Origin of the sequence: Micromonospora sp. NPDC005215, from assembly GCF_040607915.1 — a bacterium.
Taxonomy (GTDB): Bacteria; Actinomycetota; Actinomycetes; order Mycobacteriales; family Micromonosporaceae; genus Micromonospora.
In genome coordinates this window covers 16,517-30,900 of record NZ_JBEXHQ010000042.1, presented here as the reverse complement: position 1 = coordinate 30,900, position 14,384 = coordinate 16,517, and the positions used below count along the sequence as shown (strand labels likewise).

General features: G+C 67.1%; 8 protein-coding genes. All 8 read right to left on the bottom strand.

Going from position 1 to position 14,384, the window contains the following annotated elements; genetic code table 11:
• Positions 1–18: 18 nt before the first annotated feature.
• The gene (locus tag ABZU25_RS26125) at positions 19–915 is read right to left on the bottom strand and encodes a sugar ABC transporter permease (protein WP_354970760.1); all 897 of its coding nucleotides are present in this window, start codon (positions 913–915) and stop codon (positions 19–21) included.
• A 63-nt stretch (positions 916–978) separates the two neighbouring features.
• Positions 979–2,241: an ABC transporter substrate-binding protein gene (locus tag ABZU25_RS26120; RefSeq protein WP_355032004.1), complete on the bottom strand. Its 1,263-nt coding sequence runs from the start codon at positions 2,239–2,241 to the stop codon at positions 979–981.
• Between the two features lie 561 nt (positions 2,242–2,802).
• On the bottom strand, positions 2,803–4,125 hold the full coding sequence (locus ABZU25_RS26115) for a glycoside hydrolase family 76 protein (RefSeq protein ID WP_355032003.1): 1,323 nt from the start codon (positions 4,123–4,125) through the stop codon (positions 2,803–2,805).
• A gap of 373 nt (positions 4,126–4,498) precedes the next feature.
• Complete coding sequence (locus tag ABZU25_RS26110) at positions 4,499–6,850, bottom strand: ricin-type beta-trefoil lectin domain protein (RefSeq protein WP_355032002.1); 2,352 nt, start codon at positions 6,848–6,850, stop codon at positions 4,499–4,501.
• Positions 6,851–7,049: 199 nt separating this feature from the next.
• On the bottom strand, positions 7,050–8,606 hold the full coding sequence (locus ABZU25_RS26105) for a ricin-type beta-trefoil lectin domain protein (protein WP_355032001.1): 1,557 nt from the start codon (positions 8,604–8,606) through the stop codon (positions 7,050–7,052).
• A gap of 351 nt (positions 8,607–8,957) precedes the next feature.
• Complete coding sequence (locus ABZU25_RS26100; protein ID WP_355032000.1) at positions 8,958–12,089, bottom strand: GH92 family glycosyl hydrolase; 3,132 nt, start codon at positions 12,087–12,089, stop codon at positions 8,958–8,960.
• Positions 12,090–12,232: 143 nt separating this feature from the next.
• A complete protein-coding gene (locus ABZU25_RS26095) occupies positions 12,233–13,261 on the bottom strand; it encodes a LacI family DNA-binding transcriptional regulator (RefSeq protein WP_355031999.1) in 1,029 nt (342 codons plus the stop codon).
• A 110-nt stretch (positions 13,262–13,371) separates the two neighbouring features.
• The gene (locus ABZU25_RS26090) at positions 13,372–14,199 is read right to left on the bottom strand and encodes a substrate-binding domain-containing protein (RefSeq protein ID WP_355031998.1); all 828 of its coding nucleotides are present in this window, start codon (positions 14,197–14,199) and stop codon (positions 13,372–13,374) included.
• Between the last annotated feature and the right edge of the window lie 185 nt (positions 14,200–14,384).

Sequence of the window (14,384 nt, the reverse complement as noted above, 5' to 3'; positions counted from 1 at the left end):
CGGGAATACGAGTCGTGGTCACGCTCGGCGCTCCACCCGGTTGGTGTAGATGAGGTACGGGACAATGACCAGCGCCACGAGCACCAGCAGGATCACGGAGATCGCCGCGCTCTTGGCGTAGTCGCTGGTCAGTAGTGCTTGCCAGACGTAGACGGCGGGCACCTCGGTGAGCCATTGCGCGCCGGACACGCTCATGATCAGGTCGAACATCTTCATCGACATGTGCCCGACGATGATCAGCGCGGACAGCGCTACCGGGGTGAGCTGCGGGAAGATCACATTGCGGTAGAGCCGGTAGGTACTTGCGCCGTCCATTGCTGCGGCCTCCCGCAGCTCCTGGGGGATGCCGCGGAAGCCGGCCAGGAACAGCGCCATCACATACCCGGAGAGCTGCCAGATGGCCGGCAGGGCCATCGCCGCCATGCCCCAGTCCGGGTTGGTCCACCAGGTGTTCTCCAGGAAGCTCAGGTGCAGCCCGCCGAAGACACGGTTGAGGCCGCCTGCGTTGTCACCGGTGCCGGGGTTCATCAGCCAGCGCCACACCACCCCGGAGGCGATGAACGAGACCGCCATGGGGAACAGATAGACGGTCCGGAAGAATCCCTCACCGCGGACGCCGCGCTCCAGCAGGAACGCCCACAGCAGACCAAGCAGCATCGTTCCGACCATGAACACTGCGGTGAAAATCAGCAGGTTCTTCAGTGAGTGCATGAACCGGCCGTTGATGTCATTGGTGAACAGGTCCGTGTAATTCTGCAGCCCGACGAAACCCTTCGACCCACGGGCGTTGTGCTCGTCGGAGACCGACACCTTGATGGTCCAGGCGATCAACCCGTAGACGAAGACGGCGAGCAGGATCAATGAAGGGGAGATCAGCAGCAGGCCTGGTCCCCATTGCCGGATTTTACGCATCAGATCCTTCCGCGGCGCGAGCTCAAGGGCGGGACGACCTCAGTCGTCCCGCCCTTGAGCGATGGCTTACTTCTTGGTGAACTGACCAGCGGCGGATGCCAGAGCCTTCTGGAGGCTGGCGACGTCCTGCTTCGTGGAGAACGCACCGAGAGCGGAGTTGGCCGCACCCTGCCAACCCTGGGAGCAGGCCGCGCCATGGGCGCAGGACGGAACCTGGGTGGCCGACTTCCAGTCGGCCATGGCGGACTGCTGGTACTTCGGGTAGTCGGCAGGCACGGCGTCCGTACGCGCCGGGATGGACCCCTTCTTGGTGTTGAAAGCCTTCTGTCCCTCAGCGCTGCCGACCGTCTTGAGCCAGCACTCGGTGCCGCCCGCGTTCTTGGCGCCCTTGGGCAGTACGAACGAGTCGGCCAGCCACTGGAACGTGCTGCCGTTGCCGGGGAAGGTGAGGTAGCCGTAGTCGGTGAATCCCTTGGCGTCGAGGTCGGCGGCCTCCCAGTCACCCATCAACTGGTAGGCAGCTTTGCCGTCCATGACCAGCTTTTCCGCGTCGGTCCAGTCGAGGGCGTCGCGGTCGGAATTGGTATAGGTCAGCAGCCGCTTGAAGTCGTTGATCGACGTGGTGACGTCGGCGCCGTTCCAGTCGGTGCTGCCATTCCACAGCCCGGTGAACTTTTCCGCGCCCAGATTGCTGATCAGAACCGACTCGAAGAGCATGAGCTGAGTCCAGTCCTTACCAACGGCGAGCGGCGCCTTGACGCCAGCGGCTCTGACCTTGTCCAGAGCGGCGAAGAACTCGACCAGGGTCTTGGGGTCGGTGGTAACGCCGGCTTCGGCGAGGACCTTCTTGTTGGACCACACCACGTTGGCTCGGTGAATATTCGCTGGCACCGAGTAGATCTTGCCGTCGACGGTGAGGTTGCTGATCAGGCCGGGCGGGAAGGCCGCCTTGAGGCCCCACGTGTCGTAGTTGGCACTGATGTCCTCGATCTGCCCAGCGTCGATGTAGTCGAGCAGTTCCGCACCGGCGTGCGCCTGGAAGGTGTCCGGCGGATCGCCCTGCTGCAGCCGCGAGGCGAGAACCGACTTCGCGTTGGCGCCGGCACCGCCGGCGACGGCACCGTTCTGGAACGTCTGACCCGCACAGTCGGTGTTGAACCGGCTCACCAGCCCGTCCAGCCCGGCCTTCTCGCCGCCGTCGGACCACCAGGTGAACACCTCGACGTTCTTCGAATCAGCGCCGCCGCCGTCGTCACCGCCGCAGGCTGCTGCCGACAGCAGGGCCGCGACGCCGACAAAGGCCACCGCAGCCCGTCGCGTAAAGCTCATGGTTCCTCCAGGTATGAGTCAATGACATCGTTGTCGCACCTGCCGGCAGACCCTCCTACGTGGATGTGCGGGTGTCAATGAAGCCTCGCTTTCTGTGTCCCTGTCGTAACGTCGGTGGGACTCCCTGCCTGACGAATGTCGTTCCACGATGGATCGCTTAGCTTCGCGTCGGGAGGCCGGTCGGGACGTCTGGAAGCCACACTGGTAACCCAGGGCGCAGGTGCTGCCCGAGCCGGCCGCCTCCCCGGCGATCGTGACCGTGCCGGGTCTCCGCCAAGGCGGGCAATGTTGGAGCGCATCCGCCGCAGCGCCGGCTACTGGTCCGCAAACCATCATCGACAGATCCGCCCGCGCCGCCGACGTCGAATGACGGATAGATCAGAAACCCGAACGCGTTCAGCCGATAGGTGACCGAGACCGCCGTCGAGGTTCGGGGGGAGGCCCCAGACGCCGGTCCAGGATCGTGGCCGGGGGTGAGTGTGGGGCTGGTCCGTTGGGTGTTGCGGGTGGGTGGGTAGCGGACCAGCCCCGTTGGGTGGTGCGGTTGTTATTCGGGGTTGGTCAGGTGCGTGACCATTTTTGGTTGGGGCCGCCGGTGCAGGTCCAGATCGCGAGCGGGGTGCCGTTGGAGGTGCCGTGGGCGGTGGCGTCCAGGCATTTACCGGAGCCGACGCCCACGATGGTGCCGTCGGGGTTGACGGTCCATTGTTGGTTGGTGCCGCCGCTGCAGTCGTAGATCTGCACGGCGGTGCCGTCGGTGGTGCCTGCGCCGTTGACGTCGAGGCACTTGTTGCCGTAGACGGTCAGTTGCCGGGACGCGGTGGCGGTCCAGGACTGGTTGGTGCCGCCGTTGCAGTCCCAGAGCGCGACCACGGTGCCGTTGGTCTGGCTCGCGCCTGGCACGTCGACGCACCGCCCCGACTCCTGACCCCGCAGCACACCCGACTGCGTCGGCGGCGGGCTGCCGCCCAGGGCGGCAACCAGGGCTGCCCCGGCGCTCGCCTGCGTGTTGTAGTTGACCCCTTGGACGGGCCCGGCCCACACCAATCCGTGTTGTCCCGCGCTGTTGGTATTGCGGGTGATGATCGAGTCGGCCTGGGTCCGGATGAACCCGTCGTAGGCGGTGGTGTTCGCTGCGGCGGCCAGCGTCCGCAGCCCGCGCATGAAGATGCCCTTGAACGCGGGCCCGTCGGCCCCGCAGTTGCCCGGCTCACAGTTCTCGGTCAGGATGCCGTTCCTGACCATGCGGGTGGTCGCCGCGTCGGCGATCGACCGGGCGGTAGTGAGCAGGCCGGTGTTGCCGGTCGCGCGGGACAGCTCGGACAGTCCGGCCAGTACCACGCCCTGGTTGTAGGTGAACGTCGAACTGTTGTAGCTGCAGTTGTTGACGTTGATCCCGTCGATGACCAGACGGGAGCCGTTGATGAGACCGCTGCCGTTGAACCAGTTCCACGTGGCGTTCGCCCAGCCGAGGTAGGTGGCGTCACCGGGTATCCGATTGTGCAGAGCAGCCGTGACCTGGAGGAAGAGTTCGTTGGCGATCGAGGCCTTGTAGGCCTTCTGGGTGCTCCAGTAGATGCCGCCACCACATCTGGAATCCCAGTAGGTGTGCATGAAGTTGGCGTCGGTCTGCGCCATCTGCAGGTAGGCGGTGTTCCCGGTGATGTCGTAGGCCTGAATCCAGGCCAGCGCCCACCATCCGATGTCGTCCAGGTATTCGTTGATGAAGTTCCCGGACCTGTTCTTGTTGAACCCTTCGGAGATCGCGTAGTCGTACGACGAGTCGCCGGTCGCCTGCCGGTACGTCATCACCGTGCTCAGCGCCACCGCGCCGGTCCACCAGCCACCGCCGATGCGCCCGGAATTGGTGTCGTAGGACTTCATCAGGGTCGCGATGCTGGCGGATGCAGGGGTCGGGGCAGCGGCTGCGGCCGCTGCCGGCGTCCGGTCCGCTACTCCTACCAACAATCCCAGCCCGATGACTGTGGCTGCCGCGCCGCTCAGACAACGTGTGAAGAACGAATTGCCCATCTCGTTTCCTTTGATCGTCGGGAGGTGGTTGCGATGTGACTGTTGGTTGACCCGCCGGTCACGAGACCGAAGCTGATCTGTCGCTGTCATGCCGTGACGGGACGTTCACGGGATCGCGGTCCAGGATCGTGGCCGGGGGTGAGTGTGGGGCTGGTCCGTTGGGTGTTGCGGGTGGGTGGGTAGCGGACCAGCCCCGTTGGGTGGTGCGGTTGTTATTCGGGGTTGGTCAGGTGCGTGACCATTTTTGGTTGGGGCCGCCGGTGCAGGTCCAGATCGCGAGCGGGGTGCCGTTGGAGGTGCCGTGGGCGGTGGCGTCCAGGCATTTACCGGAGCCGACGCCCACGATGGTGCCGTCGGGGTTGACGGTCCATTGTTGGTTGGTGCCGCCGCTGCAGTCGTAGATCTGCACGGCGGTGCCGTCGGTGGTGCCTGCGCCGTTGACGTCGAGGCACTTGTTGCCGTAGACGGTCAGTTGCCGGGACGCGGTGGCGGTCCAGGACTGGTTGGTGCCGCCGTTGCAGTCCCAGAGCGCGACCACGGTGCCGTTGGTCTGGCTCGCGCCTGGTACGTCGACGCACCGCCCCGACTCCTGACCCCGCAGGACACCGCCAACGTTGCCGTCGCCGGGGCCGTTGGGGGTGACCGTCAGGTTGTCGAACTGGTTGGTCTGGTAACCCACAACGCCGATGCCGACCTGTCCGGCGCCGTACGAGGCGTCGTTGACGGTGCCGAGGGTGGCGCCGTCGAGGGTGGCGGTGATTTGGGTACCGGAGAAGAGGAGCTTGATGTTGTGCCAGGTGTTCAGGCCCAACGCGCTACGGGTGCCCGAGGCCAACGTGGTCGTCGTGTTGCTGGTGGTGTGCTTGGCGATGGACCAGCTGCCGGTGTTGCTGATCCGCAACTGGTAGGCCGCCTGCCGGTTCTGCGGGCGGAGTTGGGTGTTGGCCCGTCCGAGCAGGGTGACGGTGCCTGCCTGCTGCATGTTGACGTCGGTGCTGACGGTGTAGTTGCTCCAGGACGTGTCGCCGACCAGGCCGAAGGCGTCACTGTCGTCCTGCCAGTTGATCGGCTGGACCGGCGCCACCTGCTGCAGGCACCGGCCGGAGCGACCGGCCGCGCAGTCGCGTACCTCGTAGGCGCCCTGCATGGTTTGGAAGTACTTCGCCATGCCCCGGTTGGGGTAGCTGTCGAAGTTGTCCGTGTACGGCAGGGCCAGCGCCCTGGTCGCCGGGCTGGTAGCCGTTCCCTTGCCCTGGCCGGTGGTGGTGGTGAGCGTGTAGATCCGGTTGGGCTGCATGGTGAGGGAGTAGGACCCGTTCGACGGGGTGATGTCGGCCTGCCTGGCGAAGTGGGTCGCCGGGTTCGACGAGCCCATGTCGGTGGACCACACGCGCACGGTTCCGGTGCTCAGGCCACCGGAGACGGTCACATTCACCGTCTGGGTGGACGTCGTGCCGCTGGTCTCGTAAATGGTGGAGTAGTCGGTGTTGTTCGGTGACTTCAAGCTCACGTAGCTGCCGTTGGCCCGGTTGCCGCCGAGGTAGCCGCTGGCCGAGCTGTTCAGATACCGCCAGCCGGGCTGCGTGAACTGGGCGTAGTGGGCGTTGGCCCACAGGTTCTTGCCCACCCGGTACGACCCGGACCACGGTGAGCCGGCGTCCATCAGACCTACTGTCGCGTACGGCAGGTTGGGGGTGATGGCGGCGATCAGCGGCCAGTTCATGTAGCCGGTGATTTCCGCGTCCAGGTAGCCGCGGTTGACCGTGCGGATGTACGGGACCACTCCGTCGTTGTCGTCCTGTGAGCCGAACTCGCTGGCCCACAGGGGTTTCCCCGAACTTCGTGCGTTCTGGGTGGTGGAGCAGGACTCCGCCTGCGACAGATAGCCGCACACGTAGTGGTTACCGAGCACGCCCACCGCGTTGCGCAGTGTCGGGTCGTTCGCGAACTCGTCGGCCATACCCCAGCCGCTGTCGTCCCCGACGATCTGCACCGAGCCGTACCCGGCCGCGTTCAGCGACGAGCGCAGGTTCTTGTACCAGCCGCTGTCGTGGCCGCGCTCGTTCCAGCCGCCGAGATAATTGATATTGAGTCCGTGCTGCCGGGCGCAGTTCAGCCACGAGATGTCGTAGTCGATCATGTCTTGGGACCAGAAATTGTGGTTTCCGATCCAGCCGGGTGCCGTCCACGGCAGCGCGACCAGTTTGATGTTGGGGTTACGCGCGACCGCCTGCTCGCCGAGCCAGAACTCGTAGCCGACGTTGCAGTTGATGTCACCGCGTACGTGCTGGTGACTCGGCTCCGCGCCGTCGGTGGAGTTGGCATCGCCACCGATCTCCAGCTTGAGCAGCTGCACTGCGGCGCCGTAGTTCGGCTTGAACAGGTAGTCGAGGATCTGCGAACGCTGGGGTTCCGGATAGTCGATCAGCAGCCGGGAGTTGCCGCCTCCGCCGCTGATCGCACCGACCCCGTCGAACGTCCGGCCGACGATGCTTCCGTTCACGTTGACCGTCGTGGTGGCGGCGCTCGCCGGTGTCGCGCTTACGGCGTAGGCCATCGTGAGGAGCAGCAGGGACACGGCCAGGACGCTGAGACGGCGGAGTCTCGGTCTGTGTTGCGCAGGGGACATCAGGTGTTTCTCCTTCAGGGTGGTGGTGGGTGGGAGCCCGCCCGCGCGGGATGTCAACGTTGTCACCGAGCACAAGCGGGCTCCCTGCGGATTCGGGTGTCAGGGCACGGGTGAGGACCGGCCGCCGACGGTGGTGCCGCCGGTCGGCTCAGCCGACGTGCCATTTCTGGTTGGCGGTGCCGGCGCAGTCCCAGAGGATCAACCGCGCCCCGTCGTTGCTGTTCCAGCCGTCGATGTCGACGCACTTGTTGGCCTGCGGGTTCACCAGATCACCGGCGGCCGAGAGTACGAACTGCTGGGCGCCGGTTCCGTTGCAGGACCAGAGCTGGATCGTCGTACCGTTGGCGGTGGAACCGCCGTTGACGTCCATGCACTTGTTGTTCTGAGCCCGCAGCGTTCCGCCGGTGAACGTCCAGGCCTGCGCGGCGGTCCCGTTGCAGGACCAGGTCTGCAACGGCACACCGTCGGAGAAGTTGAGTCCGGGTACGTCGATGCACTTGTTGTTCCAGTTACTGATCAACCGGGTGTTCCCGCCACCGCCACCGCCACTGGTGACCAGGTTGAGCCCGTACGCGTTGAGAATCTCGTTGACCGGCTGGAACCACATCGTGCCGCCCGAGCTGCAGTTGCCGGTACCGCCCGAGGTGACCCCCTGAGCCTGGTTCCCCGAGATCCACGAGCCGCCCGAGTCGCCGCCTTCGGCGCAGGCGTTGCTGCGGCTCAGGCCGGAGACAGCGCCCTGTGCATAATTGATCGTCTCGTCGCGGCCCAGGATCGTGCCGCAGCGCCAGCCGGTGGTACGACCCGAACGACACACCGAGCTGCCGATCGCGGCGTCCTGCGAACCCGCCACGGTGACGTTGCCGCCGGAGTAGTTGTTGACCCACGGCTGCGGGGTCCACGAGCTGTTGGTCCGGATCCACGCGTAGTCGTTGCCGGGGAAGGACGAGCCGGCGAAACTGCCCTGCGAGACGTTGTTGTAGCCGAGCGTTGGGCTGCCGGTGCCACCACAGTGCCCGGCGCTGACGAAGCCGCCGACGACCGCGAAACCGACGGAGCAGAGCGTGTTGCCGTTGATGACGTACTGGTCGCCGCCACGAATGTCGTACAGGGGCCGAGGCGCCTCGGGGGACTCGACGACCGCGATGGCGTCGACAGCGACGCCGCTGTCTCTGGCGAATGCCCTGGCGGCCGGCGCGCCGCCGCGCTCCGCCAGCACGACGACGCGGTTGCTCATGACGTCGACGCGCCAGCCGTAAATATCCCTGCCGGCCTTGGCGCTACGCCGGTCGAGGGCCTTCATCGTGGCGTTGAGCTGCCGCTCGCCGTGAGGGACCACCGTGGCATCGGCGCCCGCGGCGCGTACCGTGGCGATGGCCGAGGGGTCGGTGACCGCGACCGTCAGGCGGTCGCCGCCATCTGGGATCCAGGCGCCGGCGAACGACGAGCCGAGCCGTTCGCGCAACCCACTCTCGACCGTCGGCGCTGCCGCCTCGGTCCGCACCCGCTTGGCGATCTGGGCGTCGGTGAGGTGTAGATCCCGCCGCATGGCGGCGACCATTCCTGGTGCCATGTCCAGGGCGGGCGTCGCGCTTGGCGCGGTTGGCGGAGCCGGCCGCGCGTCGGCGTGGCCGATGGTCGGTGTGAGACCGAGCAGGGTGATTGCTGCGGCGGCGACGCCCAGCATCTTTGGTGCACGTTTCATGGGATTCCTTCCATGCTCCCAGCCACGCGTCGACAGCGGATCGGCGGTGGCGAGGGGTTTCGGGACGGGTGAGAGAGCGCTCTCTGCGCCAGAGTCTGGACTCGTGATAGAAATATGTCAATCTAATGACAAGGTTTACCGTGCGCGGTGAGCTGCGCGTCGTGCGGTTCGCGAAGCCGGGCACAGCCGGGTGCGGCGACGTGCGCCGAGGCGGGGACATGCCGCACAGCGGGCGTCTGCCGGGACGGCCACGGCACCAGCGTGTCGATCGGTCTGCGGCCGGCATTCGGGCCCCCGCTGGCGAAGCGAGAGGTTGGGCGGCCGTCCGACTCGGACGGCCGCCCGGATGCGTCAGCTGCCGTAGACCTCGATCTCGTAGACACGGGCCGCCTGATCGGTGGTCTGCGTCGGGGTGAGGACGTTCAGTCGCACATACCTGCCGATGACGGCCAGCGGGTGGTTGCTGACGTTGGCCGTGTTGCCCCGTACCTGCGCCGCGGTCGTCCAGGCGGCGCCGTCGGCGGACACCTGGAGATCGAAGTCCCGGGTGTTCCAGGCGCTGTCCTCGCCGCCCGCCCCCGCGTGGTGCACCGTGACGGACTGGATGGAGCGGCTGGCGCCCAGGTCGATGCGGAGGAACTTGGTGCCGCCCAGCGAGCACCATTTGTCGGAGGCACTGCCGTTGACGGCCTTCTCGGGTCCCTCCGTGCTGGAGCACTGGGAGTCGGCGGTGGCCGGCCGGTTGAGCGCCAGGTTGGTCGGGCCGCTACCGCCGTACACCTCGAACTCGTCGATTCGGGCCGCGCCGTTCCCGTCGTTGGCCGGCGTGGTGGCGCTGAGCCGAACGTAGCGGGCGGCCACCGCCGAGATCGGGTGGTACGTGCGACTGGAGCGGTTACCGGACACCGTGGTCCGCGTCGTCCAGGTGGTGCCGTCGGTGCTGGTCTGGATGGTGAACGCGCCGGTGTTCCAACCGGTGTTCTCGCCGCCGAGCCCCGCGTGTTTCACGACAAAGGACCCGATGTTCTGGTTGGACCCCAGGTCAACCTGGAGGAACTTGGTGCCGGCCGCGAGGGAGCACCACTTGCTGGTGCTGCCGAGCTTGCCGTCGAACGCCTTCTCCGGGCCCTCCGCCGCGCCGCACGGTGCCGATCCGGTGGCCGACTTGCCGGCGGCCAGGTTGGCCCCCAAGTCCGGCGCGGCGGGTGGCGGGGTGGACCCGTCGGTGAATGACGGCGGCACGTTGGCCGGGTTCGTGCCCCACGACGACGGCGAGTTGCCCATGCTGTACGAGAGGGTGGCCCCTGCGGCAATGTCGCCGTACCGCAGCCAGGTGCGCTGCGTCGACGTGCCGTTGACCGACACACTTTGCACGTACTGGTTGCCCTGCCCGGCGTTGGTGCCGTTGATCTGGACGTCGCCGGTCGGTCGATCCACCAGGATCGAGGAAAAGAGCGGACCGTGCAGCGCGAGCGTGTCCGCCCCCGGGGTGGGGGGATACATGCCCAGCGCCGACCACACGTACCACGCGGAGGTGGCGCCGAGGTCGTCGTTGCCGGGCAGGCCGCCCGCGCCGGTGGTGAACGACTCGTTCATCACCCGGCGGACCGCCGCACTGGTGCCGGCCGGCGCCGCCGCGAAGTGGTAGGCCCACGGCACGCCGTGCTCCGGCTCGTTGCCGATGTAGAAGAACGGCTGCGACTGCCCGCCGTTCGTCTGCGTGAAATGGTGGTCCAACCGCTGGAGGGCGGTCTGCCGGCCGCCCATCAGGTTGATCAGGCCGGCGAAGTTGTACGGGACCATCCAGGTGTACTGCGACGCGTTGCCCTCGGTGTAGCCGGACTGACTGGCCGGGTCGAGCGGCCATGGCCAGGTGCCGTCGGCGTTGCGCCGGTGGACGTAGCCGGACTCGGTGTTGAAGACGTTGCGCCACCACTGGGCACGCGTCATGTGGGTGTTGTACTTCGCGGTGTCGCCCAGGGCCCGGGCAAACTGGGCGACGGCGAAGTCACTCGCCGAGTACTCCAGCGAATCGGACGGATCACCGTCGATGTACTGCCGCTGCACGTACCCACTCTGCCGACCGCGGATCGGGTTGCCCTGTGTGGTCCCGCCATTTGAGGCCTTCTCCATCAGGGCCAGCGCCGCCGCGGTGTCGAAGTCACGAGCGCCGAACTGGTAGAGGCTGTCCACGATGATCGGGCCGGGATCGCCGTTCATCACGAAGGTCTCGTTGGTGTTGTGTGACCACTTGGGCAGCAGGCCGCCCTGCTGGCCGTCGAGCACCATCGACTTGGCGATGTCGGCCGCCTCCACGGGTGCGATGAACGCGATCAGCGCCGACCACGATCGGTAGATGTCCCACCCGGAGTAGTTCTGGTACACGGGGTGGCTGGCCGTGTGGATGGCATTGTCGAAGCCGCGGTACTGCCCGTTGACGTCGTTGGACACGTTGGGGTTGATGAAGACGCGGTACAGCGCGGTGTAGAACTTCTGCAGGTCGGTGGCGGTGCCACCGGTGGCCTGCACCCGGTTGAGGATCGCGTTCCACTGCGCGTCGGCGTTGGCACGGACGGTGTCGAACCCGAAGCCGGACTGCTCGCTGGCGAGGTTGGCCTGGGCGCCCGCCTGGCTGACGAACGAGATGCCGACCTTGACCTGCACCACTGGGTTGCTGGCGGTGTCGAAGGTCAGATATCCGCCGGAGTTGGTGCCGCTGGCACTGGCGGAGCCTGCGCTGACGGTGCCGCCGAGCCAGGTGCCGACACCGGTGGGCGCGCGGTCGAACTCCATCCGATAGAAGATCTGGTAGGTCCTGCTGTTGCCGCAGAAGCCACCACCGGTGACGCTGCCGGTCACGGTGGAGCCGTTGATCGAGATCGAGCCGTTCCGGCTGCCGGTCGCACTGCGGCTGGTGTTGAGCAGTACGCGCGCCGTGTTGGTGGACGGGTAGGTCAACCGCAGGGCAGCCGTACGTTTGGTGGCCGACGCCTCGACCCTGGTGTTGCCGTAGTTGCTGAGCACGGCCTGGTAGAAGCCGGGTCGGGCCTGCTCCTGACTCTTGTTCTGGGTGGCACGGTAGGACGTCCACGAGGTGCCCGGCGAGGCGCCGATAGCTCCGGTGATCGGCAGGATGCCGAGGTCCTCGTTGTTGGAGCAGCCGGCACCGTTGAAATGGGTGAGGCTGAACTCCTCGATCTGTGTGTCGCTGAACCGGTATCCCGAGGGTGAGGCGGTGGGCGTGTCCGGGCTGAGCTGGACCATGCCGAAGGGCTGCACCGGGCCGGGGACGGTGCTGCCGCCGGCGCCGCCCCCGACGGGGTTGGGGGCGTTGCTGTCGTCGGTGCCGACGAACGGGTTGACGTAGCCGGTCAGGTTGAGGGGTGCGGCCGTCGCGGGCGAGGCGACGGCGACGAGCAGGGACGTGCCGGTGACGGCGGTGGCCAGCAGGCTGAGCAGACGGGACGGGCCTGGTCGGAGCATGGTGGGGTCCTCCTTGGGGGCGCGATGCGACTCCCGCGACAACGTTGTCATCGAACAACGTCGAATTGATGTCTAGTCCTCCGGACTGCGTGTGTCAATGCGTCGCGGGTTTTTCAGATGCGCGCCCTGCCGGCCGAAGCTGCTCAGCCCAACCGGTCGGCCGGCGCACGCTCACCCGAACCACGCGCCAGCAGCTGGGTCGGAATCACCGCGCGCCGAGCCGGGCCGACATCGCCGTTGATCCGATCCAACAGCAGCTGAGCCGCCCGCTGACCCATCTGCTCCGTGTCGTGCGCGATGACGCTGACCCCCAGCAGCTCGCCGAGATCCAGGTCGTCGAAGCCGATCAGCGCCGGCGGTGCCGGGTGGCCGCGTAGTGCCCGGAGCGCGCCGTTGGTGATCCGGTTGTTCGTGGTGAACAAGGCGGTCGGGGGAGGGGTGCGGCCGAGCAGCTCGCGTACCGCCCGTTCTGCTGCCGTGATGTCGTGCGCGTTCTCGACCAGGTATTCAACCCAGTTTGTTATGCCTGCGGTTGTCATCGCCTCGGCGAACCCTGCCACGCGGTCGCGGTGGGTGCTCAGCCGGGACAGGTCCCCGACCACGCCGATGCGCCGGTGCCCGGCCGCTACCAGGTGCGCGCCGGCTTGCCGCGCGCCGTCGTGGTTGTCCAGCAGGACCGCGTCCGCGGTCAGGTTGACCGGAGGACGGTCCACGAAGATGAACGGGATGCCGTGGCGGTGTTCGGAGGCGAGGTGACCGTGCTCGGCCGCGGCCGAAGCGATCACGAGTGCCCGGACCCGCCGCTCGAGCAGGGTGTCGACAAGCAGGCTTTCCCACTCCGGGTCCTCGTCCGTGCTGGCGGTGATCACCTGAAAGCTGTGAATGCGCAGTTCGCGTTCCAGCCCGCTGGCCAACCGGGAGTAGAACGGGTTGGCCAGGTCGCCGGTGAGCAGACCCACCAGCGTGGAGGTGTTGGCGCCGCGACGCAATTCGCGGGCGACGCCGTTGAGTCGGTAGCCGAGCTGGTCGGCGGCCTGCTGCACCCGCGCGCGGGTTTCGGCGGCCACGCGAGGCTCACCGCCCAACGCCCTGGACGCGGTCTTTACCGAAACCCCCGACAGCGCGGCAACCTGTATGAGGCTCGGCCTGGCGGGCGATCGATCGTCGTTCATGGCAGGGATTATCGCACCGATGCCGCACCTGGCGGTCGGTCCGTCGGGGGCTGGTGGAGTCACGGCGCCATGCGCGGCAAGCGCGGGGCGGTCGAAGCGCGGGAGGGCGCCTATCGTCCTCCGCGCAGTCGCAGCGTCGTCGGCAGCAGCACCTGGGCGACGGGCTCGGTGCTGCCACGGATTCGCCGGAAGAGCAGCTCGGCCGCTCGCCGGCCCAGCTCGACGCCGTCGTAGGTGACCATTGCCACCGGGCGCGGCAGCAGGTCGGCAAGCTCCACATCGTCGAAGCCGGCCACGTCGATCCCGGGCTCGTGCTGGTCGACGATCTGTAGGACGCCGAGGCAGATCTGGTTGTTGTCGGCGAAGATCGCGGTCGCGGACGCCGGTCCGGCCAGCAATCTGGCTGCTGCGTCCCGGGCCCCCGCTACTCCGTGGACGTTCAGACTGACCAGAGCTGGGTCGTAGGGCAGGCCGGCCTCCTCCAGCGCCCGACGGTAGCCGGCTCGGCGTCCGGCCCCGGTCCCCACGGCCGGGTCGCCGCCGATGTAGCCGATCCGGCGGTGTCCGCGCGACAACAGGTGACGTACCGCCTGGTGCGCGCCACCGACGTTGTCCAAAATCACCGAGTCCGTCAGAATCCCGGCCGGGGCGCGGTCGATGAAGACCATCGGTGCGCGGTGAGCCAACTCCCTGTGCAGCTCGGCATGGTCATCAGCGGTCGGCGTCACCAGTAGTCCGTCAACCTGCCGGCGCACCAGGTCGCGCAGGAGGTCGCGTTCCTGCTCGAAGCTCAGCCCGGTACTGCCGACGATCAGTACGTGCTGATGCCGCCGGGCGATCTCCACCACGCCCCGTGTGATGGCCGACCAGAAGGGATTCGCTGGATCCTCAATCACCAGTGCGATGGTCGCGGTGGCCTGGTCGGGTCGCCTTGGCATCTCGCAGTCTCCTCGGTGATGGGCGAAATGTCTGATCTTTAGCCGCTTTCGGCGCAGCGACCACGGCGGCCAGAACATCGAGAGGCGATGATCGAAGCATTGTTGAAATCAACGTACCTGATCGGCTTCCTGCTGCCGACCAGCAAAGACGTGCCGAGGAGCCTGGGAGCGTGACCATTGGCATT

What these genes read in the sequence shown, in the direction of transcription:
- ABZU25_RS26120 (WP_355032004.1), bottom strand. Translation starts at nt 2,241, where the DNA reads ATGAGCTTTACGCGACGGGCTGCGGTGGCCTTTGTCGGCGTCGCGGCC.
- ABZU25_RS26115 (WP_355032003.1), bottom strand. Translation starts at nt 4,125, where the DNA reads ATGAAGTCCTACGACACCAATTCCGGGCGCATCGGCGGTGGCTGGTGG.
- ABZU25_RS26105 (WP_355032001.1), bottom strand. Translation starts at nt 8,606, where the DNA reads ATGAAACGTGCACCAAAGATGCTGGGCGTCGCCGCCGCAGCAATCACC.
- ABZU25_RS26100 (WP_355032000.1), bottom strand. Translation starts at nt 12,089, where the DNA reads ATGCTCCGACCAGGCCCGTCCCGTCTGCTCAGCCTGCTGGCCACCGCC.
- ABZU25_RS26095 (WP_355031999.1), bottom strand. Translation starts at nt 13,261, where the DNA reads ATGAACGACGATCGATCGCCCGCCAGGCCGAGCCTCATACAGGTTGCC.
- ABZU25_RS26090 (WP_355031998.1), bottom strand. Translation starts at nt 14,199, where the DNA reads ATGCCAAGGCGACCCGACCAGGCCACCGCGACCATCGCACTGGTGATT.